Annotated in this window: 20 protein-coding genes; all 20 read left to right on the forward strand. The window is 62.9% G+C overall.

Going from position 1 to position 22,492, the window contains the following annotated elements:
• Position 1: 1 nt before the first annotated feature.
• The 20 genes from EOA13_RS13620 to EOA13_RS13715 all read left to right on the forward strand — a co-directional run bounded on the left by EOA13_RS13620 (position 2) and on the right by EOA13_RS13715 (position 22,311).
• A complete protein-coding gene (locus EOA13_RS13620; protein WP_127293230.1) occupies positions 2–604 on the forward strand; it encodes an NADH-quinone oxidoreductase subunit C in 603 nt (200 codons plus the stop codon).
• A complete protein-coding gene (locus EOA13_RS13625) occupies positions 605–1,795 on the forward strand; it encodes an NADH-quinone oxidoreductase subunit D (RefSeq protein WP_127293232.1) in 1,191 nt (396 codons plus the stop codon). It abuts the gene before it with no gap.
• Complete coding sequence (locus tag EOA13_RS13630) at positions 1,796–3,076, forward strand: NADH-quinone oxidoreductase subunit E (RefSeq protein ID WP_127293234.1); 1,281 nt, start codon at positions 1,796–1,798, stop codon at positions 3,074–3,076.
• Positions 3,077–3,086: 10 nt separating this feature from the next.
• Entirely contained in the window at positions 3,087–4,391 is a 1,305-nt protein-coding gene (nuoF, locus tag EOA13_RS13635) for an NADH-quinone oxidoreductase subunit NuoF (protein ID WP_127293236.1), read from the forward strand.
• A 71-nt stretch (positions 4,392–4,462) separates the two neighbouring features.
• A complete protein-coding gene (locus EOA13_RS13640) occupies positions 4,463–5,152 on the forward strand; it encodes an NADH-ubiquinone dehydrogenase (protein WP_127293238.1) in 690 nt (229 codons plus the stop codon).
• Between the two features lie 73 nt (positions 5,153–5,225).
• Positions 5,226–7,307 (forward strand): NADH-quinone oxidoreductase subunit NuoG, encoded by a 2,082-nt coding sequence (nuoG, locus tag EOA13_RS13645; protein ID WP_127293240.1) that lies wholly within the window; start codon positions 5,226–5,228, stop codon positions 7,305–7,307.
• A gap of 2 nt (positions 7,308–7,309) precedes the next feature.
• Positions 7,310–8,353, forward strand: coding sequence for an NADH-quinone oxidoreductase subunit NuoH (gene nuoH, locus EOA13_RS13650; RefSeq protein WP_127293242.1), 1,044 nt, complete (start codon positions 7,310–7,312; stop codon positions 8,351–8,353).
• Entirely contained in the window at positions 8,353–8,844 is a 492-nt protein-coding gene (gene nuoI / locus EOA13_RS13655) for an NADH-quinone oxidoreductase subunit NuoI (protein ID WP_023812382.1), read from the forward strand. Before nuoH ends, nuoI begins: the two co-directional genes overlap by 1 nt.
• 240 nt (positions 8,845–9,084) lie before the next feature.
• A complete protein-coding gene (locus EOA13_RS13660) occupies positions 9,085–9,705 on the forward strand; it encodes an NADH-quinone oxidoreductase subunit J (RefSeq protein WP_127267204.1) in 621 nt (206 codons plus the stop codon).
• 1 nt (position 9,706) lies between these two features.
• Positions 9,707–10,015 (forward strand): NADH-quinone oxidoreductase subunit NuoK, encoded by a 309-nt coding sequence (gene nuoK / locus EOA13_RS13665; protein WP_019858930.1) that lies wholly within the window; start codon positions 9,707–9,709, stop codon positions 10,013–10,015.
• Positions 10,016–10,025: 10 nt separating this feature from the next.
• Entirely contained in the window at positions 10,026–11,999 is a 1,974-nt protein-coding gene (gene nuoL, locus EOA13_RS13670; protein WP_127293244.1) for an NADH-quinone oxidoreductase subunit L, read from the forward strand.
• Positions 11,999–13,504 (forward strand): NADH-quinone oxidoreductase subunit M, encoded by a 1,506-nt coding sequence (locus EOA13_RS13675; RefSeq protein ID WP_027034803.1) that lies wholly within the window; start codon positions 11,999–12,001, stop codon positions 13,502–13,504. The genes nuoL and EOA13_RS13675 overlap by 1 nt, the downstream gene beginning before the upstream one ends.
• Before the next feature lie 18 nt (positions 13,505–13,522).
• Complete coding sequence (gene nuoN / locus EOA13_RS13680) at positions 13,523–14,959, forward strand: NADH-quinone oxidoreductase subunit NuoN (RefSeq protein WP_127293246.1); 1,437 nt, start codon at positions 13,523–13,525, stop codon at positions 14,957–14,959.
• A 5-nt stretch (positions 14,960–14,964) separates the two neighbouring features.
• Positions 14,965–15,786, forward strand: a complete 822-nt coding sequence (locus EOA13_RS13685) for a biotin--[acetyl-CoA-carboxylase] ligase (protein WP_023812378.1) — start codon at positions 14,965–14,967, stop codon at positions 15,784–15,786.
• A gap of 118 nt (positions 15,787–15,904) precedes the next feature.
• Complete coding sequence (locus EOA13_RS13690; RefSeq protein WP_127293248.1) at positions 15,905–17,575, forward strand: ribonuclease J; 1,671 nt, start codon at positions 15,905–15,907, stop codon at positions 17,573–17,575.
• 104 nt (positions 17,576–17,679) lie between these two features.
• Complete coding sequence (gene mce / locus EOA13_RS13695) at positions 17,680–18,084, forward strand: methylmalonyl-CoA epimerase (protein ID WP_127293250.1); 405 nt, start codon at positions 17,680–17,682, stop codon at positions 18,082–18,084.
• Complete coding sequence (locus EOA13_RS13700; RefSeq protein ID WP_023812375.1) at positions 18,081–18,365, forward strand: DUF1467 family protein; 285 nt, start codon at positions 18,081–18,083, stop codon at positions 18,363–18,365. The genes mce and EOA13_RS13700 overlap by 4 nt, the downstream gene beginning before the upstream one ends.
• 654 nt (positions 18,366–19,019) lie before the next feature.
• Positions 19,020–20,348: a proline--tRNA ligase gene (gene proS, locus EOA13_RS13705; RefSeq protein ID WP_127293252.1), complete on the forward strand. Its 1,329-nt coding sequence runs from the start codon at positions 19,020–19,022 to the stop codon at positions 20,346–20,348.
• Entirely contained in the window at positions 20,345–21,631 is a 1,287-nt protein-coding gene (locus tag EOA13_RS13710; protein WP_127293254.1) for a lipoprotein-releasing ABC transporter permease subunit, read from the forward strand. The genes proS and EOA13_RS13710 overlap by 4 nt, the downstream gene beginning before the upstream one ends.
• The gene (locus EOA13_RS13715; RefSeq protein WP_206535279.1) at positions 21,583–22,311 is read left to right on the forward strand and encodes an ABC transporter ATP-binding protein; all 729 of its coding nucleotides are present in this window, start codon (positions 21,583–21,585) and stop codon (positions 22,309–22,311) included. The genes EOA13_RS13710 and EOA13_RS13715 overlap by 49 nt, the downstream gene beginning before the upstream one ends.
• The last annotated feature ends 181 nt before the right edge of the window (positions 22,312–22,492 follow it).

Raw genomic sequence — 22,492 nt, forward strand, 5'->3', positions numbered from 1 at the left:
CATGACCGCATCCCTGAGCGAACTGTCGACCTATCTCGGCGAGAAGCTGCCTGGCCGCTTCAGTGACGGGGTGCTTGCCTATGGCGAGCTTACCGTTCACGTCGAGCCGCGCGATCTGGTCGAGGTGATGACCTTCCTGCGCGACGATGCGCGCTGCCAGTTCATCTCGATCATCGACGTCTGCGGCGCCGACTATCCGTCGCGGGCCAAGCGCTTCGACGTCGTCTATCATCTGTTGTCGCCGAAGCAGAATGTGCGCATCCGCGTCAAGGTGCAGGCCGACGAGGAAACCATGGTGCCGTCGATCACCGGCGTGTTCCCCGGCGCCGACTGGTTCGAGCGCGAGACCTACGATCTCTACGGCGTGCTGTTTTCGGGCCATCCCGATCTGCGTCGCCTGCTGACCGACTACGGTTTCGAAGGCCATCCGCTGCGCAAGGATTTCCCGCTGACCGGATTCGTCGAGGTGCGTTACGACGACGAGGCCAAGCGCGTCATCTACGAGCCGGTCGAGCTCAAGCAGGAATTCCGCAATTTCGATTTTTTGTCCCCTTGGGAAGGCACCGATTACGTGCTGCCGGGTGACGAGAAGGCAAAGCAGTAAATGGCTGAAACCTCGGTCCGCAACTTCAACATCAATTTCGGCCCGCAACACCCTGCGGCGCACGGCGTTTTGCGCCTTGTGCTGGAACTGGACGGCGAAGTCGTCGATCGCGTCGATCCGCATATCGGGCTCTTGCATCGCGGTACCGAAAAGCTGATCGAAGCCAAAACCTATTTGCAGGCGATCCCTTATCTCGACCGGCTCGACTATTGCGCGCCGATGAACCAGGAGCACGCCTTCGCATTGGCCGCCGAGCGCCTGCTCGGCATCGAAGTGCCGAAGCGCGGGCAGCTGATCCGCGTGCTCTATTGCGAAATCGGCCGCATCATGTCGCACATCCTCAATGTGACGACGCAGGCGATGGACGTCGGCGCGCTGACGCCGCCGCTGTGGGGCTTCGTCGAGCGCGAAAAGCTGATGGTGTTCTATGAGCGCGCCTCCGGTTCGCGCATGCATGCCGCCTATTTCCGTCCCGGTGGCGTCCATCAGGACCTGCCGCAGAAGCTGGTCGAGGACATCGGCAAGTGGATCGACCCGTTCCTGAAGTCGATCGACGACCTCGATCAGCTGCTGACCGGCAACCGCATCTTCAAGCAGCGCAATGTCGATATCGGCATCGTCTCGCTGGAGGATGCCTGGGCCTGGGGTTTTTCGGGCGTGATGGTGCGCGGTTCGGGCGCTGCCTGGGACCTGCGCAAGTCGCAGCCCTATGAATGCTATTCGGAAATGGATTTCGACATTCCGATCGGCAAGAACGGCGACTGCTTCGACCGCTACCTCGTACGCATGGAAGAAATGCGCCAGTCGGCGAAGATCATGCGCCAGTGCGTCGATCTCCTGCTCGGCAAGGAAAGCGCCGGCCCGGTGTCGAACCTCGACGGCAAGGTGGTGCCGCCCAAGCGCCAGGCGATGAAGCGCTCGATGGAAGCGCTGATCCATCACTTCAAGCTCTACACCGAGGGTTATCGCGTGCCAGCCGGCGAGGTTTACGCTGCGGTCGAGGCGCCGAAGGGCGAATTCGGCGTCTATCTGGTTTCCGACGGCTCCAACAAGCCCTACCGCTGCAAGCTGCGCGCGCCGGGTTTCGCGCATCTGCAGGCGATGGATTTCCTCTGCCGCGGCCACATGCTGGCCGACGTCACCGCCGTTCTCGGTTCCCTCGACATCGTGTTTGGTGAGGTCGATCGCTAAATGTCAGTCCGCCGTCTCGCAGAAGCCAGCGTCCAGCCAGCCTCCTTTGCCTTCAACCGGGCGAATGCGGCCGCGGCGAAGCAATGGATCAAGAAATATCCGAAGGGCCGTGAGCAGTCGGCCATCATCCCGCTGCTGATGATCGCACAGGAGCAGGAAGGCTGGGTGACGAAGGCGGCGATCGAGACGATCTCCGACATGCTCGGCATGCCGCGCATCCGCGGGCTCGAGGTCGCGACCTTCTACACGCAGTACCAATTGAATCCGGTTGGCACGCGTGCGCACATCCAGGTCTGCGGCACCACGCCCTGCATGCTGCGCGGTTCGGAAGCGCTGATGGATGTGTGCCGCTCCAAAATCCATCACGACCAGTTCCATACCAACGACAAGGGTACATTGTCGTGGGAAGAGGTCGAATGCCTTGGCGCCTGCGTCAACGCGCCGATGGTGATGGTCTTCAAGGACACGTTCGAGGATCTAACGCCGGAACGCCTGGCTGAAATCATCGATCTCTATGACGCCGGCAAGGGTGCTTCGGTGGAACCGGGGCCGCAGAACGGCCGTACCGGCTCGGAGCCGGCCTCCGGCCTCACCACGCTGAAGAGCGAAAAGGCGATCCTCAAGTCGACCCGCGAAAGGGAAGCCAGGGAGGCAGCCAAGGCCGCCAGGGCGGCGCCCGACGCGATCATCGCAGCGCCCGTGCCGGCACCGGCCGCGGCCCCTGTCGCACCATCCAACACCAGCAAGCCGAAGACCGACGCCCCTGAAACCAGCCCGGCATTGAAGACGCCTTCGAAAACCAAGGTCGCGCCGGCGGTCGAAAAGGCGGCGAGCGTTGCCGCCCCACTGCATTCGGCCGCCAATGCCAACAAGGCAGACTCCAAAGTCGAGCAGGTTTCCAAGCAGCGCAACGGTCCAATAACCAAGGCCGAGCCGGCATCCGCCTTCAAGGCGCCGGAGGTCAAGGTACCGGCAGCCAAGCCGGCCAAACCGTCGCTCGAGGACAAGAACCGTCCGGCCGGCATCGATAAACCGGCACAGGTCGATGACCTGAAGCTGATCTCCGGCGTCGGCCCCAAGATCGAGGGCATCCTGCATACGCTGGGCATTTTTACCTTCGCGCAGGTCGCGTCGTGGAAGAAGGCCGAACGCGAGTGGGTGGATGGCTATCTCTCTTTCCAGGGTCGCATCGATCGCGACGACTGGGTCAAGCAGGCCAAGGCGCTCGCCAAGGGTGGCGTGGCCGAATACATCCGCGTCTTCGGCAAGAAGCCGGTCTGAGGGACGAAAAATGCTTCAGGACAAAGACCGCATCTTCACCAATATCTACGGCCTGTTCGACAAGTCCTTGGCCGGCGCGATGGCGCGCGGCGCCTGGGACAACACGCCCGGCATCGTTGCCAAGGGGCGCGAGTGGATCGTCAACGAGATGAAGGCGTCGGGCCTGCGCGGCCGCGGCGGCGCAGGCTTCCCGACCGGGCTCAAATGGTCGTTCATGCCCAAGCAGAGCGACGGCCGGCCGAGCTATCTCGTCATCAACGCCGACGAATCCGAGCCCGGCACTTGCAAGGACCGCGACATCCTGCGCAACGACCCGCACACGCTGGTCGAGGGCGCGCTGCTTGCCGGTTTCGCCATGGGCGCTATTGCCGCCTACATCTATGTGCGCGGCGAGTTCATCCGCGAGCGCGAGGCGCTGCAGCGCGCGATCGAGGAGGCCTACGAGGCCAAGCTGATCGGCAAGAACAACACGTCCGGCTACGATTTCGACATCTACATGCACCACGGCGCCGGCGCCTATATCTGCGGCGAGGAGACAGCGCTCCTCGAAAGCCTCGAAGGCAAGAAGGGCCAGCCCCGGCTGAAGCCGCCATTCCCGGCCAATGTCGGTCTCTATGGCTGCCCGACCACGGTCAACAATGTCGAATCGATCGCGGTTGCGCCGACCATCCTGCGCCGCGGTGCGGCCTGGTTCTCGTCCTTCGGCCGGCCCAACAATGTCGGCACCAAGCTGTTTTGCATCTCCGGCCACGTCAACAATCCGTGCACGGTCGAGGAGGCGATGTCGATCCCGTTCCGCGAGCTCATCGAGACGCATTGCGGCGGCATTCGCGGCGGCTGGGACAATCTTTTGGCGGTCATACCGGGCGGCGCCTCGGTGCCGCTGGTGCCGGCCGAGCAGATCATCGACGCGCCGATGGATTTCGACGCCTTGCGCGACCTCAAATCCGGCCTTGGAACCGCGGCTGTCATCGTCATGGACAAGTCGACCGATGTCGTGAAGGCGATTGCGCGGCTTTCCTACTTCTACAAGCACGAGAGCTGCGGCCAGTGCACGCCATGCCGCGAAGGCACCGGCTGGATGTGGCGGGTGATGGAACGGCTGGTGCGCGGCGAGGCGCAGAAGCGCGAGATCGATATGCTGCTCGACGTCACCAAGCAGATCGAAGGCCATACGATCTGCGCGCTGGGTGACGCGGCGGCATGGCCGATCCAGGGCCTGATGCGGCATTTCCGCGGCGAAGTGGAGCGGCGCATCGACGAGTTTTCGCGCAATGCGCACCGGGCGGAGCCTGTGATGGTGGCGGCGGAATAGAAGAACGTTTTACGCGGACGAAAGTCCGCAGCGAAGGGCGGGGCGAACGAAGAAACGACCAGGAGAACTCTATGGCGCCGTATTCGAACCCGCTGATGCCCAATTTGGACCAGATCGAGAAGATGAACCAGGACTTGACCAGGATGATGCCGAAGGAGATGGCCAGCGCCGTCAACCTTTTCGTGCATCCCGTGGCGGGTGCGGCGGCGATGTCGGCGCTTGGCCTCGGGCTCGCCAACCATGCTTTCGGCGTCTGGCTGGGCGCGCTTTCAGGTGCGGCAGAAGCCTCGCAGCGGCTGCTGCAGCCGATCGTCGATGATTTCGAGGCGCGCGTCGCGCAGTTCGAAGATCCAAGTCCTTCCTCCACCAAGGCACGGGCGACGGCGAAAAGCATGATTGCCGAGGCGCAGTCCTTCGCCAGGGAGGTCACCGATATTGCCGCCAAGGAAGCCGCCACTGCCGTGCCGGCCGCGAATGCGGCTCCGGCTACGGGCGGCGCCGGCGATGCGCTGATGCCCGAGGATTTCAGGCAGCCCAACGCCATGGAGAAGCCGGCCAAACCGGCGGATCTCAAGGCCATCTCGGGCATCGGGCCGAAGCTGGAAAAGGTTCTCAACGGCCTCGGCATCTGGACATATGCCCAGATCGCGGCATGGACGCCGCAAGAGGTTGCCTGGGTCGAGGACTATCTGTCGCTCAGCGGCCGCATCGGCCGCGACGATTGGACAGCCCAAGCGGCGGCGCTCGCCGTCAAGAAGTGAATGAAGTGCTCGACGCGGTCTCGACCGCGTCCGGAAAAAGAGATTGCGGGAACTCCGCAGGGGTTTGAGGCGAATGGCAAAGCTCAAGGTCGACGGGAAAGAGATCACTGTACCCGACCACTACACGCTGCTGCAGGCGGCGGAAGACGCTGGCGCGGAAGTGCCGCGCTTCTGCTTCCATGAGCGGCTGTCGATCGCCGGCAATTGCCGCATGTGCCTGATCGAGGTGAAGGGCGGGCCGCCCAAGCCGCAGGCCTCCTGCGCCATGAACGTGCGCGACCTGCGTCCCGGCCCGAATGGCGAGGCGCCGGAAATCTTCACCAACACGCCAATGGTCAAGAAGGCCAGGGAAGGCGTGATGGAGTTCCTGCTGATCAACCATCCGCTGGATTGCCCGATCTGCGACCAGGGCGGCGAATGCGACTTGCAGGACCAGGCGATGGCCTTCGGCGTCGATTCCTCGCGCTATCACGAGAACAAGCGCGCGGTCGAAGACAAATACATCGGGCCGCTGGTCAAGACGGTGATGAATCGCTGCATCCACTGCACGCGCTGCGTCCGCTTCACCACCGAAGTCGCCGGCATTTCCGAACTGGGTCTGATCGGCCGTGGCGAGGATGCAGAGATCACCACTTATCTCGAACAGGCGATGACCTCGGAACTGCAGGGCAATGTCATCGACCTTTGCCCGGTCGGCGCGCTGACCTCGAAACCATTCGCCTTCCAGGCGCGGCCGTGGGAGCTGACCAAGACCGAATCCATCGACGTGATGGATGCGGTCGGCTCGGCGATCCGCGTCGATAGCCGGGGCCGCGAAGTGATGCGCATCCTGCCGCGCGTCAACGAGGCGGTGAACGAGGAGTGGATCTCCGACAAGACCCGCTTCATTTGGGACGGCCTGCGCACGCAGCGTCTCGACCGCCCCTATGTGCGCAAGGACGGCAGACTGGTTGCCGCCAGCTGGGCCGAGGCCTTCGCCGCGATCAAGGACGCGGTGTCGAAGACGGCGCCCGAAAAGATCGGCGCTATCGCGGGCGATCTCGCCGCCGTCGAGGAAACCTATGCGCTCAAGCTGCTGATGGCTTCGCTCGGCTCGAAGAACACCGATTGCCGCCAGGACGGCGCCGCACTCGACCCGGCGCTCGGTCGTGCGAGCTACATCTTCAACCCGACCATCGAAGGCATCGAGCAGGCCGACGCGGTGCTGATCATCGGCGCCAATCCGCGCTATGAAGCCTCGGTGCTCAACGCCCGTATCCGCAAGCGCTGGCGGATCGGCAATCTGCCGGTCGGCGTCATCGGCGATGTCGGCGATACCCGCTACGACTATGAACAGCTGGGCGCCGGACCGGATTCGCTGAAGGATTTGGCCGACGGCAACGGCAAGTTCTTCCAGACGCTGAAGAAGGCGACACACCCTCTGATCATCGTCGGCCAGGGCGCGCTGGCGCGTGCCGATGGCGCGGCCGTGCTCGGCCAGGCGGCCAAGCTCGCCGCCGCCGTCAACGCTGCTCGCGCCGACTGGAACGGCTTTGCCGTGCTGCACAATGCGGCCGGCCGCGTCGGCGGTCTCGATCTCGGCTTCGTGCCGGGCGAGGGCGGCAGAAACGTTGCCGGCATGCTGGGCGAAATGGAGCTCCTGTTCCTGCTCAGCGCCGACGAGATCGACATGGCCAAGACCGGCGGCGCCTTCGTCGTCTATATCGGCACGCATGGCGACCAGGGCGCGCACCGCGCCAATGTCATCCTGCCGGCGGCCGCCTACACGGAAAAGTCGGCCACCTATGTTAACACCGAAGGCCGCGTGCAGCAGACCAACCGCGCCGGCTTTGCGCCGGGCGAGGCGCGCGAGGACTGGGCGATCCTGCGGGCGCTGTCGGATGTGCTGGGCAAGAAACTGCCGTTCGATTCGCTGCCGCAGCTGCGCGCCAAGCTCTATGGCGAATACCCGCATCTGGCCCGTATCGATCAGGTCGCGGCCGGCAATGCCGAGGATATCGCCGAGGTGGCGAAGCTCGGCGGGCGGCTGAACAAGGGCACCTTCACCTCGCCGGTGACGGATTTCTACCTGACCAACCCGATCGCGCGGGCATCGGCCGTGATGGCGGAATGCTCGGCACTGGCCAAGAGCGGCTTCAAGCAGGCGGCGGAATAAGCATGGACACTTTCTTCTCCTTCTACGTGCTGCCGGCGTTGCTGATCCTGTTGAAGTCGGTCGTGCTGATCGTCGTGCTTTTGATCTTCGTCGCCTATATCCTCTACGCCGACCGCAAGATCTGGGCGGCGGTGCAGCTGCGCCGTGGCCCGAACGTCGTCGGCCCCTGGGGCACGCTGCAGGCCTTCGCCGATCTGCTGAAATTCGTCTTCAAGGAACCGGTCATCCCGTCCGGCGCCAACAAGGGCGTCTTCCTGCTGGCGCCGCTGGTCTCGGCCGTGCTGGCGATCTCGGCCTGGGCGGTCATCCCGGTCAGCCAGGGCTGGGCGATCGCCAACGTCAATGTGGGTATCCTTTATGTCTTCGCCATCTCCTCGCTCGAGGTCTATGGCGTGATCATGGGCGGCTGGGCCTCCAACTCGAAATATCCGTTCCTCGGCGCGCTGCGTTCGGCCGCTCAGATGGTGTCCTACGAAGTCTCGATCGGCTTCGTCATCGTCACTGTTCTGCTCACCGCCGGCTCGCTCAACCTCACCGATATCGTGCTGTCGCAGCATGATGGAATTGGTACGCGGCTTGGCCTGCCCAATACGTTACTCGACTGGAACTGGCTGGCGCTGTTCCCGATGTTCATCGTCTTCTTCATCTCGGCGCTGGCCGAGACGAACCGCCCGCCCTTCGATCTGGTGGAAGCCGAATCGGAACTGGTCGCCGGCCACATGGTCGAATATTCGTCGACGCCGTTCCTGCTGTTCTTCCTCGGCGAGTATGTCGCCATCGTGCTGATGTGCGCGCTGGCCACCATCCTGTTCCTCGGCGGCTGGCTGCCTCCGTTCGACTTCGCGCCGTTCACCTGGGTGCCCGGCGTCATCTGGTTCGTGCTGAAAGTCTGCTTCGTGTTCTTCGGCATCTCCATGGTGAAGGCCTTCGTGCCGCGCTACCGCTACGACCAATTGATGCGGCTTGGCTGGAAAGTGTTCCTGCCGATCTCGCTGTTCATGGTGGTCGCCACCGCGGCCTTCCTCAAGATCACGGGGTTTGCGTGATGTCCGCTCTTTCCCAAGCCGCAAAATCACTGCTGCTGCAGGATTTCGTCAGCGCCTTCTTCCTGTCGATGCGCCAGTTCTTCGCGCCCAAGGAGACGATCAACTATCCGCACGAGAAGGGGCCGACCAGCCCGCGCTTCCGTGGCGAGCATGCGCTGCGCCGCTATCCCAATGGCGAGGAACGCTGCATCGCCTGCAAATTGTGTGAGGCGATCTGCCCGGCGCAAGCCATCACCATCGAGGCCGGCCCGCGCCGCAATGACGGCACGCGCCGCACGGTTCGCTACGACATCGACATGGTGAAGTGCATTTATTGCGGCTTCTGCCAGGAAGCCTGCCCGGTCGACGCCATCGTCGAGGGGCCGAATTTCGAGTTCGCGACCGAGACGCGCGAGGAACTCTACTACGACAAGGACAAGCTGTTGGCGAATGGCGACCGGTGGGAGCGCGAACTGGCGCGCAACATCTCGCTGGACTCGCCCTACCGCTGATATTTGACGCATGGACGGGGCGAGGGGCCTCGTCCAGAGGATGATCCCGAAAAGTTGCGGACTTTTCGGACCAGATCATGCTCCGGAATACAGAGTGGCCCATGTTTCTTTCGATCGGGCCTTTCAACCCGATCGGAACATGGGCTAGGACAACGCGGCTTTGGAACCGGAGGCGGAACCAGGCCAGAGACAACAAACAGGACGAGCGTCCTGTTTGTACAGGAACCCGGGGGATCCCCAATGTTGAGTGGACTAGAGGCGGCCTTTTTCTACCTCTTCGCCTTTGTCGCGGTGGCGTCGGCGTTCATGGTCATTTCGTCGCGCAACCCCGTGCATTCGGTGCTGTTCCTGATCCTGACCTTTTTCAACGCCGCCGGCCTGTTCATGCTGACCGGGGCCGAGTTCCTGGCGATGATCCTGCTCGTCGTCTATGTCGGCGCGGTGATGGTGCTGTTCCTGTTTGTCGTCATGATGCTCGACGTCGATTTCGCCGAGATGAAGGAAGGCGCCCTGCAATATGCGCCGATCGGCGCGCTGGTCGGGCTGATCCTGGCGGCGGAGCTGATCGTCGTCCTCGGCGGCTACACTTTCGCGCCGCAGCTCGCTTCGACGGTCTCCAAGCCCATTCCGGATCTCGCCACGCGGACCAACACCGCCGCGCTCGGCGACATCCTCTATACCGACTACCTCTACTACTTCCAGATTTCGGGCCTCGTGCTGCTGGTCGCCATGATTGGCGCCATCGTGCTGACGCTGCGCCATAAGCCAGGCGTCAAGCGGCAGTCGATCGCGGCCCAGGTCGGCCGCACGCCGGCGACCGGCATGGAAATCCGCAAGGTCAAGACAGGCGAGGGACTCTGAGATGGTTGTCGGCATCGCGCATTATTTGACCGTATCGGCGATCCTGTTCACGCTCGGCGTGTTCGGCATCTTCCTGAACCGCAAGAACGTCATCGTCATCCTGATGTCGGTCGAGTTGATCCTGCTTGCGGTCAACATCAATTTCGTCGCTTTTTCGGCGGCACTCGGCGATCTGGTCGGCCAGGTGTTCGCGCTGTTCGTGCTGACGGTAGCTGCGGCCGAGGCCGCCATCGGACTTGCCATTCTCGTCGTCTTCTTCCGCAACCGCGGCTCGATCGCGGTCGAAGACGTGAACATGATGAAGGGTTGACGGAACCACCATGTATCAGGCCATCGTCTTCCTTCCCCTGCTCGGCTTCCTGATCGTCGGCCTGTTCGGCACGTCGCTCGGCGCCAAGGCGTCCGAATACATCACCTCGGGTTTCCTGGTGATCGCGGCCGTGCTGTCGTGGGTCGCTTTCTTCACCATTGGTTTCGGCCATGGCGAGGTGTTCACCGTGCCGGTGCTGCGCTGGATACAGTCGGGTGGGCTGGAAGCGTCCTGGGCGCTCCGGATCGACACGCTGACGGTGGTCATGCTGGTGGTGGTCAACACCGTCTCGGCGCTGGTCCACATCTATTCGATCGGCTACATGCACCACGATCCGAACCGGCCGCGCTTCTTCGCCTATCTGTCGCTGTTCACCTTCGCCATGCTGATGCTGGTGACGGCGGACAACCTCGTGCAGATGTTCTTTGGCTGGGAAGGCGTGGGGCTGGCGTCCTACCTGCTGATCGGCTTCTGGTACAAGAAGCCGTCGGCCAATGCCGCGGCAATCAAGGCCTTTGTCGTCAACCGCGTCGGCGATTTCGGCTTCGCACTCGGCATCTTCGGCGTGTTCGTGCTGTTCGGCTCGGTCAATCTGGGCACCATCTTCGCCAATGCGGCAACGTTCATTCCGGCCGAAGGCGCCCCGCACGGCGCCGCGGTGCTGACCTTCCTCGGCTATGCGCTGGACAAGCAGGCGGCCATGACGATCGTCTGCCTGCTGCTGTTCATGGGCGCCATGGGCAAGTCGGCGCAAGTGCCGCTGCACACTTGGCTGCCGGATGCCATGGAAGGCCCGACACCGGTTTCGGCGCTGATCCATGCCGCCACCATGGTGACGGCCGGCGTGTTCATGCTGGCACGGCTGTCTCCGCTGTTCGAACTCTCGCATTCGGCGCTGACTGTCGTAACCTTCATCGGTGCCTTCACGGCCTTCTTCGCGGCCACCGTCGGTCTCGTCCAGAACGACATCAAGCGCGTCATCGCCTACTCGACCTGCTCGCAGCTCGGCTACATGTTCGTCGCACTCGGCGTCGGCGCCTATGGCGCGGCGATCTTCCATCTGTTCACGCATGCCTTCTTCAAGGCGCTGCTGTTCCTCGGCTCGGGCTCGGTCATCCATGCCGTGTCCGACGAGCAGGACATGCGCAAGATGGGCGGCCTCAGGAAACTGATTCCGACCACCTACTGGATGATGGTGATCGGCACGCTGGCGCTGACCGGCGTCGGCATTCCGGTGACGGTCATCGGCACCGCCGGCTTCTTCTCCAAGGACGCGATCATCGAGAGCGCCTTTGCCGGCCACAATTCGGTTGCCGGCATGGCCTTCGTGGCTCTGGTCGTCGCCGCCTGCTTCACCTCCTTCTACTCCTGGCGGCTGATCTTCATGACCTTCCACGGCAAGCCGCGGGCGAGCCATGAAGTGATGCACCACGTCCATGAATCGCCGCCTGTGATGCTGGTGCCGCTCTTCATCCTGGCCGCTGGCGCACTGTTTGCCGGCATCATCTTCCACGGCGCCTTCATCGGCGAGGGCTATGCCGAGTTCTGGAAGGCATCGCTGTTCACACTGCCTGACAATCACATCCTGCACGACATCCACGAATTGCCGCTGTGGGTCGAACTGTCGCCCTTCATAGCCATGCTGATCGGCTTCGCGCTGGCCTGGAAATTCTACATCCGCTCGCCGGAAATGCCGGTCAACCTCGCCGCGCAGCATCGCGGGCTGTACGCCTTCCTGCTCAACAAGTGGTATTTCGACGAGCTCTACGACTTCCTGTTCGTGCGGCCCGCCAAGCGCCTCGGCCATTTCCTGTGGAAGACCGGCGACGGCACCATCATCGACGGCCTCGGCCCGGATGGCATTTCGGCGCGCGTCGTCGATGTCACCGACCGCGTCGTCAAGCTGCAGACCGGCTATCTCTACCACTACGCCTTCGCCATGCTGATCGGCGTTGCCGCACTCGTCACCTGGATGATGCTCTGATGACCGCCTGGCCAATCCTCTCGCTGGTCACCTTCCTGCCGCTGGTTGGTGTGCTGCTTATCCTGTTCATCAATGACGACAGCGAAAATGCACGCCGCAACATCCGCGCCATCGCGCTGTTGACGACGACTTTCACGTTCATCATCTCGCTGTTCATCTGGACCGGATTCGACAATTCGCAGTCCGGCTTCCAGTTCGTCGAGAAGGTCGCCTGGCTCGACTCCGGCATTTCCTACCATATGGGCGTCGACGGCATCTCGATGCTGTTCGTCATCCTGACGACGTTCCTGATGCCGCTCTGCATCCTGGCGTCGTGGGAATCGATCGAGAAGCGCGTGAAGGCCTACATGATTGCCTTCCTGCTGCTCGAAACGCTGATGATCGGCGTGTTCTGCGCGCTGGACATCGTGCTGTTCTACGTCTTCTTCGAAGCCGGCCTGATCCCGATGTTCATCATCATCGGCGTCTGGGGTGGCAAGCGGCGCGTCTACGCCTCGTTCAAGTTCTTCCTCTACACGCTCGCCGGCTCGGTGCTGATGCTGCTCGCCATCATGGCGATGTTCTTCCAGTCCGGCACAACCGACATCCCGACGCTGCTGACCCACAACTTCCCGGCCAACATGCAGACCTGGCTATGGCTTGCCTTCTTCGCCTCCTTCGCGGTGAAGATGCCAATGTGGCCGGTGCACACCTGGCTGCCCGACGCGCACGTCGAGGCGCCGACGGCGGGCTCCGTCATCCTGGCCGGCATCCTGTTGAAGATGGGCGGGTATGGCTTCCTGCGCTTCTCCTTGCCGATGTTCCCGCTGGCGTCGGAAATGTTCGCGCCGCTGGTCTTCGCGCTGTCCGTCGTCGCCATCATCTACACCTCGCTGGTGGCGCTGATGCAGGAAGACATGAAGAAGCTGATCGCCTATTCGTCGGTTGCTCATATGGGCTTCGTCACCATGGGCATCTTCGCCATGAACCAGGAAGGCGTGCAGGGCGCGATCTTCCAGATGCTCAGCCACGGCCTCGTCTCCGGCGCGCTGTTCCTGTGCGTCGGCGTCATCTACGACCGCATGCACACACGTGAGATCGCCGCCTATGGCGGCCTGGTCAACAACATGCCGAAATACGCCACGGTGTTCCTGATCTTCACCATGGCCAATGTCGGCCTGCCCGGTACCAGCGGCTTCGTTGGCGAGTTCCTGACCATGCTGGGCGTGTTCCGGGTCAACACCTGGGTGGCGTTCTTCGCCGCCACCGGCGTCATCCTGTCGGCCGCCTACGCGCTCTGGCTCTACCGCCGGGTGATCTTCGGCGCACTGACCAAGGAGAGCCTGAAGGGCCTGCTCGATCTGTCGCCGCGCGAGAAGGTGATCATCTACCCGCTGGTCGTGCTGGTCATCTTCTTCGGCGTCTATCCCGCCCCGGTCTTCGACGCGACGGCCGAATCGGTCAAGTCGCTAGTCACCAATGTCACTGCATCCATCGGCGCCGCGCAGACCGCGGCGGCGAACTGACCAGAGGTTTTGCGAACCATGACGCCGGACCTTCTCTCCAGCCTGTCGCTCTCGACGCCAGAGCTGATCCTTGCCGTCGGCGCGCTGGCGCTGCTGATGGTCGGAGCCTACTCGCGCGCCAACACGGCCAACACGGTAACCGGCCTTGCGGTTGCCGTGCTGGCGATCGCGGGCGCCTGGCTGATCTTCCGAACCGGGCAGGGCAGCGCTTACGGCAATGCCTTCATCCAGGATTCCTTCGCCCGCTTCATGAAGGTGCTGGCGCTGGTCGGCTCGGCGGTGACGCTGGTGATGTCAATGCGCTTTGCCAAGGCTGAACGCTTCGACAAGTTCGAATATCCGGTGCTGATCCTGCTCTGCACGCTCGGCATGATGCTGATGATCTCCGCCAATGGCATGATCGGCCTCTATCTCGGCCTCGAGCTGCAGTCGCTGGCGATCTACGTGCTGTGCGCGATCAACCGCGACAATCTGCGTTCGACTGAGGCTGGCCTCAAATATTTCGTCCTCGGCGCGCTGTCGTCGGGCATGCTGCTCTATGGCATCAGCCTTGTTTACGGCTACACCGGCAACACCGGCTTCCAGGAGATCGCTTCTGCGCTCGGCAGCGGCGAGCGCCAGCTCGGTCTCGTTTTCGGTCTCGTCTTCGTGCTGGCCGGCCTTGCCTTCAAGATCTCGGCGGTGCCGTTCCACATGTGGACGCCAGATGTCTATGAGGGCGCGCCGACACCGGTGACGGCCTTTCTGGCGGCAGCACCGAAGATGGCGGCGATGGCGCTGATGGTGCGCGTCACCATGGGTGCGTTCAAGCCGATCGCCTCCGACTGGCAGCAGATCGTCGTCTTCATCTCGATCGCCTCAATGGCGCTTGGTGCTTTCGCCGCCATCGGCCAGACCAACATCAAACGGCTGATGGCCTATTCCTCGATCGGCCATATGGGCTATGCGCTGGTCGGCCTTGCCGCCAACAGCCAGGCCGGCGTGCGCGGCGTTGCCATCTACATGCTGATCTATCTGGTGATGACGCTCGGCACCTTCGCCTTCATCCTCGCCATGCGGCGCAAGGAAGGCAATGTCGAGCAGATCAGCGATCTGGCCGGCCTGTCGTCGACCAATCCGATCATGGCGACCATCCTGACCATCCTGATGTTCTCGCTGGCCGGCATCCCGCCGCTCGCCGGCTTCTGGGGGAAGTGGTACGTCTTCCTCGCCGCCATCAACGCCAACCTCTACGCGCTGGCGATCATCGGCGTGCTGGCCTCGGTGGTGGGCGCCTATTACTATTTGCGCATCATCAAGATCATGTGGTTCGACGAACCGGTCGGCGGCTTTGTGCCGATGGCGAGCGAATTGCGTGTCGTGCTCGGCGTCTCCGGCGCTTTCGTGCTGTTCTATGTGCTGATCGGCGGACCGATCGGCACCTATGCCGAAGCCGCCGCCAAGACGTTTTTCTAGTCGGCATGGCATTTCGGCTGGCTCCAACCTCGGCGTCGGATGGGTTCCGGCTCGAGGCGCATGAGAGCGTTGGCTCCACCAATGCGCTGGCACTGGACCACGCAAGGGCAGGCGACCCCGGCAAATTGTGGGTCGTTTCCAAGAAACAGGAAAGCGGGCGTGGCCGGCGCGGCCGCGTCTGGGCAACCCCCGAAGGCAACCTCGCGGCGACGCTGCTCGTCATCACCAAGGCAGAGCTTCGCCTTGCCGCGACGCTGGGCTTCGTCGCCGGGTTGGCGCTGGCCGATGCGCTCGACGCCGTGGTGCCGAAAGGCCGGATCGCCATCGGCCTCGACGGTGGCAGCGAAGGAAAGAACCGTTTCGAACTGAAATGGCCGAACGACGTGCTTGCCTCCGGCGCCAAGCTGGCCGGCATCCTGCTGGAATCGGCAATTCTGGAAGGCGGCCGTTTCGCGGTGGCGGTCGGAATCGGCGTCAATGTGGTGGCATACCCCGAGGATTTGCCCTATCCCGCAACATCACTCAGCGCGCTGGGCGCGGCATGCGATGCGGAAACACTGTTCCTGGCGCTGTCGGATGCCTGGAGCGAGAATGCCCGGTTGTGGGACGAGGGGCGCGGACTTGCCGCCGTCAGGCGTCGGTGGCTTGATCGTGCTGCGGGGCTCGGCGGCGAGGTTGCTGTCAGAATTGACGGTAATGTGGTGCGTGGGGTGTTCGAGACCATTGACGAGGACTGCCGTTTCGTGATCCGCGACGATGAAGGTTCGGTTCGGACGATCGCCGCCGGCGATGTGCATTTCGGCGCGGTCGCTTCGGCCAGGGCATAGGGCCGTTCATGAACGGTTCTAACTGTTTGTTTTTGCGCAACTCCGGTGGGAAAACCGTTACACACTTTTCCCGGAATTGCTTTTTGGGCTTGGCCTGAGGGTCAGGAAGGGAAAAATCATGGCGAAAGCGGAAACCGCCGAACTCGTCTTCGTGCCGCTCGGCGGCGTCGGCGAGATCGGCATGAACTTCGCTCTTTACGGCTACGGGTCGCCCAATGCGCGCGAATGGATCGTCATCGATGTCGGAGTGACCTTCCCCGATGCCAGCCTGCCGGGCGTCGACCTGGTGCTGCCCGACACGCGCTTCATCGAGGAGAACCTCGCCAATCTGCGCGGCATCATCATCACGCATGCGCATGAAGACCATTACGGCGCTCTGCTCGACACATGGCCGAAGCTGAAGGCGCCGGTCTGGATGACGCCGTTCAGCGCCGGCCTGCTGGAAGCCAAGCGGCAAGGCGAGCAGGGCGCGCCGAAAATACCGGTCACGATCTATCGGGCGGGCGAGAAATTCACCGTCGGCCCGTTCGAGATCGAAGCCATTCCGGTCGCGCACTCGATTCCCGAGCCGATGTCGCTGGCGATTACCTCGCCGGCCGGCACCGTCATCCATACCGGTGACTGGAAGATCGATCCGGAGCCGACGATCGGGCCGAAGACCGACGAGGCGCGTTTCCGGGCCTATGGCGACAAGGGCGTTCTGGCGCTGATCTGCGATTCGACCAATGCGCTGCGCGAAGGTGAGTCGCCTTCGGAAGTGGCTGTGGGCGAGGGCCTCAAGGGCGTCATCCAGGCTGCCAAGGGCCGTGTCGCCGTCACCACATTCTCCTCCAATGTCGGACGCATCGTCTCGATTGCCAAAGCGGCGCGCGATGCCGGACGCCAGTGCCTGGTGCTTGGCCGTTCGCTGAAGCGGGTCATCGATGTGGCCGGCGAACTCGGCTACATGGACGGTCTGCCGGAGTTCATCGCCGAGGAGGATTTTGGTTTCATCCCGCGCGAAAACCTGGTCATCATCTGCACCGGCAGCCAGGGCGAGCCGTTGGCCGCACTGGCCAAGCTGTCGCGCGAAGAGATGAAGTCGGTGTCACTGACGGCCGGCGACACGGTGGTGTTTTCCTCGCGTACCATTCCCGGCAACGAGAAGGCGATCCTCGAGATCAAGAACCGTCTCATCGACCTCGGCGTCAAGATCATAGAGGACGGCGATGCACTGGTGCATGTCTCCGGCCATCCGCGGCGCAGCGAATTGCGCAAGATGTATGAATGGGTACGCCCGCAGATCGGCGTTCCCGTGCATGGCGAGGCGGCACATCTGGTGGCGCAGGGCTCGCTGATGTCGACATCGGGCATCGGCCAGGTGGCGCAGGTGCGCGACGGCGACATGCTCAGGCTTGCTCCCGGCCCAGCCACCATCATGGATCAGGTGCCGTTCGGCCGTATCTACAAGGATGGCAGACTGATCGGTACCGATCAGGCGATGGGCATCCGCGACCGGCGCAAGCTGTCCTTTGCCGGCCACGTGGCGGTCAATGTCGTGTTGGACGACAAATATGAGTTGGCCGGCGACCCCGACCTGGTCGCCATCGGCGTCGCCGAGGCCGATGGCCGTGGCGAGTCGCTGGAAGATCTGATGATCGATGCGGCAATCGGCGCGGTGGACTCGATCCCCCGTCAGCGCCGAAAAGACCTCGACCTGGTGCAGGAAGCAGTGCGGCGCGCCGTGCGCGGCGCCGCCAACGAAGCCTGGGGCAAGAAGCCGCTGGTGACTGTATTCGTCACAAGGTGACGAAAGGGAGTAGGGGAATAGGGGAGTAGGAAGAGCAAGCAGCTGACATATCTGTCTTTTCCCCTACTCCCTTATTCCCTTCCTCCCTTAGCTTGGGAGTGCCAATGCTCGGACGTCTCAACCATGTCGCGCTTGCCGTGCCGGATCTGGCGGCCGCCGTCGCCGCTTATCGCAACACGCTGGGTGCCGAAGTGACCGCGCCGCAGGCGCTGCCGGAGCATGGGGTGACGGTGGTGTTCGTCAATGTCGGCAACACCAAGATCGAACTTCTGGAGCCTTTGGGCGAGGGGTCGCCGATCGCCGCCTTCCTGGAGAAGAACCCCTCCGGCGGCATGCATCACCTTTGCTATGAGGTCGACGACATCCTGGCCGCGCGCGATCAGCTCAAGGCCGCCGGCGCCCGCGTGCTGGGCGACGGCAATTCGAAGGTCGGCGCGCACGGCAAGCCAGTGCTGTTCCTGCATCCGAAGGATTTCTTCGGAACGCTGATCGAACTGGAGCAATCATGAGCTGGGTTTCGTTCACCGCCCTGTTTTTCGCGACCTGGTGGGTGGTGCTGTTCGCCGTGCTGCCGTTCAGCGTGAGGACGCAGGACGACGATCGTGACGTGACGCTCGGCACGGTTCCGAGCGCGCCGCGCGGACCTCACATGCTGCGCGCCGTGATCCGCACCACCATCGCCACCGCGATCCTGATGGGCATTTTCTATGGCCTGACGCATGGGCTGGGATACAGCCTCAACGACATCCCGCACATCGTGCCGGAATTCAGCCAAACCCCAGCCAAATAGCCGGTCCCGGCCCAAGAAGATTTGTTCGGCAAAGACGTTTTCATCCGTCGGAACAGCTTGGTTCCAGACAGGAATGCCGTGCCGTTTTGCGGCCGGACGAGCGCTGACGCTAGGTAAGGTGGTTTGGCAACGCGTTGCGCTAAGCAGATGATTGCACAAAAAAAATGCAAGGCACGAGGCCTTGCAATTTAAACGCGTCCGATCTGTTTCCGGTTTCCGGCGGCAGCGAGTAACCGCGCCTAGATCGCATCCTCCCAAGACTTTGACCGCGTAGGAGAGCAGATTTTTTTCTACCCTCTCGGTTATCGAGGTACATTAGCCTAAGGCGAATGACAATGTCACGAAGAATTTTGCCTTGAAACGGGCATTCTCGTGCTGCACTGCACAATAGTGTGGCAGGCGTTGCTTGGCGAACGATCATCAAGACGCGCGCGGTGACCGGGAGGCCTTGCGGCGCCGTGGGTCTTCTGGGCGGGCGAAGGACGGTGCGACGCTTCTGATCCCGGCTATCCCGTGCTTTTTGAAAATCGATTGCCGCTTTTCGGGCCGAAGCGTCCGGGTTCCCATTCCGCCTTGAAATGGCTATGAAGCCGGGTCAAGCAAGCCAAAGTCGCGCCGATTCTGACGCGGCCCTCCTCACTCACGGACCAGTCCATGCGTTTGTCGCGCTATTTCCTGCCTATCCTCAAAGAAAATCCGCGCGAGGCCGAGATCGTCTCGCACCGGCTGATGCTGCGCGCCGGCATGATCCGCCAGCAGGGGCAGGGCAGTTTCTCGTGGCTGCCACTCGGCAAGCGAGTGCTGGACAAGGTCTGCCGCATCATCCGCGAGGAGCAGAATCGCGCCGGTGCGCTGGAAATCCTGATGCCGACCATCCAGTCGGCCGATCTGTGGCGCGAAAGTGGCCGCTATGACGACTACGGCAAGGAGATGCTGCGTATCAAGGACCGGCAGGACCGCGACATGCTCTACGGCCCGACCAATGAGGAAGTGGTCACCGAGATCGTCCGCGCCTATGTGAAGTCCTACAAGGACCTGCCGCTCAATCTCTACCACATCCAGTGGAAGTTCCGCGATGAAGTGCGGCCGCGCTTCGGCGTCATGCGTTCGCGCGAGTTCCTGATGAAGGACGCCTATTCCTTCGACCTCGACTTCGAGGGCGCCAGGGCGGCCTACAACAGGATGTTCGTGTCCTATCTCCGGACTTTTACGCGCATGGGGCTGCAGGCCATACCGATGCGGGCCGATACCGGGCCGATCGGCGGCGATCTCAGCCATGAATTCATCATCCTGGCCGACACCGGCGAAAGCCAGGTCTACTGCCACCGCGACTATCTTTCGCTCGATGTGCCCGGCGCCAACACCGATTTTGCCAACGACGCCGAGATCGCCGACATCGTCAAGACATGGACGACTCCCTACGCCGCCACCGACGAGATGCATGACGAGGCGGCGTGGGAGAAGATCGGCGAGAGCGACAAGGTCTCGGCGCGCGGCATCGAGGTCGGCCACATCTTCCATTTCGGCGATAAATATTCGAAGCCCATGGGCGCCAAGGTGACCGGGCCCGACGGCAAGGATCATTTCGTCTCCGGAGGCTCCTACGGCATCGGTCCGTCGCGGCTGGTCGCTGCGATCATCGAAGCCAGCCATGACGACAACGGCATCATCTGGCCGGAGGCGGTGGCGCCGTTCGACATCGGACTGATCAACATGAAGGCGGGCGACGCCGAGTGCGACCGCGTCTGCGACGAACTGCATGCCGCTTTCGTCGCCGGCGGCAAGGACGTGCTCTATGACGACACCGACCAGAGGCCCGGCGGCAAGTTCGCCACCGCCGACCTGATCGGCCTGCCCTGGCAAGTGATCGTCGGCCCGCGCGGTGTCGCCGCCGGCGAGATCGAGATCAAGAATCGCAAGACCGGCGAGCGCGAGACGCTGCCGATCGCAGACGTGAAAAAGCGCTTCGGTGTCGCCGCATGAGCGAGGCGGTGGCGGCAAGACCGGTCGGCGCCGGACCCTTTTCCATCTTCGAGCGCATGGTTGCCTGGCGCTATCTGCGTTCGCGGCGCAAGGAGACGGTGATCTCGGTGATCGCCTCGATCTCCTTCCTCGGCATCATGCTGGGCGTCGCCACGCTGATCGTGGTCATGGCGGTGATGAACGGTTTCAGGGCGGAGCTTTTGACGCGCATCCTCGGCGTCAACGGCCACCTGATCGTGCAGCCGCTCGATTCGCCGCTGGAGGACTATGCGCAGGTCGCCAGCCGCATCAACGGTGTAGCAGGCGTCAAATACGCCATCCCGCTGATCGATGGCCAGGTGCTTGCGCAAGGCAATGTCGGCGGCGGAACCGGAGCGCTGGTGCGCGGCATACGCGGCGAGGATCTGAGCAAGATCGCCATCGTTGCCAGCAACATCAAGCAGGGTTCGATCGCCGATTTCGACTCCGGCGAGGGCGTTGCCATCGGCAAGCGCATGGCCGAGAATCTCGGCCTGACGCTTGGCGATACCATCACCTTGATTTCGCCCGACGGCGACGTGACGCCGATCGGCACCACGCCGCGCATGAAGGGCTACAAGATCGCGGCGATCTTCGAAGTCGGCATGTCCGAATATGACACCTCCATCGTCTACATGCCGTTTTCCGAAGCGCAGCTCTATTTCAACATGGATGGGCGGGCGCAGACGATCGAGATCTATGTCGACAATCCAGACGATGTCGATGCGCTGAAACCGAAGGTGGAGGCGGCGGCGCAGCGGCCGATCGACATGGTCGACTGGCGCCAGCGCAACGAGACCTTCTTCTCCGCGCTGCAGGTCGAGCGCAACGTCATGTTTATGATCCTGACGCTGATCGTGCTGGTGGCGGCGCTGAACATCATCTCCGGCCTGATCATGCTGGTGAAGGACAAGGGCCACGACATCGCCATCCTGCGCACCATGGGGGCGTCGCGCGGCGCCATCCTGCGTATCTTCCTGATGACGGGCGCGGCGATCGGCGTGACCGGCACGCTTGCCGGTGTGCTGCTCGGCGTGCTGATCTGCACCAACATCGAATCCATCCGCCAGTTCTTCTCATGGATGACCGGCAAGGTGCTGTTCAATCCGGAGCTCTATTTCCTCAGCCAGTTGCCGGCGAAGATGGATCCGCGCGAGACCACCTATGTCGTCTTGATGGCGCTCGGTCTGTCCTTCCTGGCAACGGTGTTCCCGGCATGGCGCGCCGCGCGTCTCGATCCGGTCGAAGCCTTGAGGTACGAGTAGTGGCCGAGGTCATTATCGAGCTGAAGAGCGTCGAGCGGCACTATGTCCAGGGGCCGCGCAAGCTCACCATCCTGAACGGCGCCGATTTCTCGCTGAAGCGCGGCGAGATGGTGGCGCTGGTGGCGCCGTCGGGCACCGGCAAGTCGACCCTGCTGCACACTGCCGGCCTGTTGGAGCGTCCCGACGCCGGCGACGTCATCCTGGCCGGCCGTGCCTGCGGGCGGCTCTCCGACGACGAGCGCACGGCGATCCGCCGCAACGATGTCGGCTTCGTCTACCAGTTCCATCATCTGCTGCCGGAATTCTCGGCGCTGGAAAACATCATGATGCCGCAGCTCATCAAGGGGCTCAGCCGCAAGGACGCGGCCGAGCGCGCGGCGCAGCTGCTCGATTACATGCAGATCGGCAAACGCGCGTCGCATCGGCCGTCCGAACTCTCCGGCGGTGAGCAGCAGCGTGTCGCCATCGCACGCGCCGTGGCCAATGCGCCGCTGGTGCTGCTGGCCGACGAGCCGACCGGCAATCTCGACCCGGTCACCGCGTCTTATGTGTTCGAGGCGCTGGCGGCACTGGTCAAGCAATCGGGCCTCGCAGCGCTGATCGCCACCCACAATCACGAACTGGCATCGCGCATGGACCGGCGCGTCACCCTGGCCGACGGCAAAGTGGTGCCGCTTTAGTCTCCGATGTCGTCATCCTAGGGCGGAGCTCCGCAGAGCGGAGCGTAGACCCTAGGATCCTGTGTGTTGTTCCCATGCTATGTCTGAAGTGGGAAGGAGACCGAGGGGATCCTGGTCGTCCTTTCGAGGACAGGCCGTGGCATGGCTCGGTCCCTTCCCACCGGTGAACCATCAACCTGAA

Source organism: Mesorhizobium sp. M7A.F.Ca.US.011.01.1.1, from assembly GCF_003998295.1.
Lineage (GTDB): Bacteria > Pseudomonadota > Alphaproteobacteria > Rhizobiales > Rhizobiaceae > Mesorhizobium.

Excerpts from the sequence above, each read along its gene's own strand:
- EOA13_RS13675 (WP_027034803.1), top strand. The coding sequence starts at position 11,999 with ATGACCGCCTGGCCAATCCTCTCGCTGGTCACCTTCCTGCCGCTGGTT.
- EOA13_RS13660 (WP_127267204.1), top strand. The coding sequence starts at position 9,085 with ATGTTGAGTGGACTAGAGGCGGCCTTTTTCTACCTCTTCGCCTTTGTC.
- nuoI (WP_023812382.1), top strand. The coding sequence starts at position 8,353 with ATGTCCGCTCTTTCCCAAGCCGCAAAATCACTGCTGCTGCAGGATTTC.
- EOA13_RS13715 (WP_206535279.1), top strand. The coding sequence starts at position 21,583 with ATGGCGCGCCGCGCGTCTCGATCCGGTCGAAGCCTTGAGGTACGAGTA.
- EOA13_RS13620 (WP_127293230.1), top strand. The coding sequence starts at position 2 with ATGACCGCATCCCTGAGCGAACTGTCGACCTATCTCGGCGAGAAGCTG.
- nuoF (WP_127293236.1), top strand. The coding sequence starts at position 3,087 with ATGCTTCAGGACAAAGACCGCATCTTCACCAATATCTACGGCCTGTTC.
- EOA13_RS13690 (WP_127293248.1), top strand. The coding sequence starts at position 15,905 with ATGGCGAAAGCGGAAACCGCCGAACTCGTCTTCGTGCCGCTCGGCGGC.
- EOA13_RS13625 (WP_127293232.1), top strand. The coding sequence starts at position 605 with ATGGCTGAAACCTCGGTCCGCAACTTCAACATCAATTTCGGCCCGCAA.
- nuoH (WP_127293242.1), top strand. The coding sequence starts at position 7,310 with ATGGACACTTTCTTCTCCTTCTACGTGCTGCCGGCGTTGCTGATCCTG.
- EOA13_RS13700 (WP_023812375.1), top strand. The coding sequence starts at position 18,081 with ATGAGCTGGGTTTCGTTCACCGCCCTGTTTTTCGCGACCTGGTGGGTG.
- proS (WP_127293252.1), top strand. The coding sequence starts at position 19,020 with ATGCGTTTGTCGCGCTATTTCCTGCCTATCCTCAAAGAAAATCCGCGC.
- mce (WP_127293250.1), top strand. The coding sequence starts at position 17,680 with ATGCTCGGACGTCTCAACCATGTCGCGCTTGCCGTGCCGGATCTGGCG.
- EOA13_RS13710 (WP_127293254.1), top strand. The coding sequence starts at position 20,345 with ATGAGCGAGGCGGTGGCGGCAAGACCGGTCGGCGCCGGACCCTTTTCC.
- EOA13_RS13630 (WP_127293234.1), top strand. The coding sequence starts at position 1,796 with ATGTCAGTCCGCCGTCTCGCAGAAGCCAGCGTCCAGCCAGCCTCCTTT.
- EOA13_RS13685 (WP_023812378.1), top strand. The coding sequence starts at position 14,965 with ATGGCATTTCGGCTGGCTCCAACCTCGGCGTCGGATGGGTTCCGGCTC.
- nuoG (WP_127293240.1), top strand. The coding sequence starts at position 5,226 with ATGGCAAAGCTCAAGGTCGACGGGAAAGAGATCACTGTACCCGACCAC.
- EOA13_RS13640 (WP_127293238.1), top strand. The coding sequence starts at position 4,463 with ATGGCGCCGTATTCGAACCCGCTGATGCCCAATTTGGACCAGATCGAG.
- nuoN (WP_127293246.1), top strand. The coding sequence starts at position 13,523 with ATGACGCCGGACCTTCTCTCCAGCCTGTCGCTCTCGACGCCAGAGCTG.
- nuoL (WP_127293244.1), top strand. The coding sequence starts at position 10,026 with ATGTATCAGGCCATCGTCTTCCTTCCCCTGCTCGGCTTCCTGATCGTC.
- nuoK (WP_019858930.1), top strand. The coding sequence starts at position 9,707 with ATGGTTGTCGGCATCGCGCATTATTTGACCGTATCGGCGATCCTGTTC.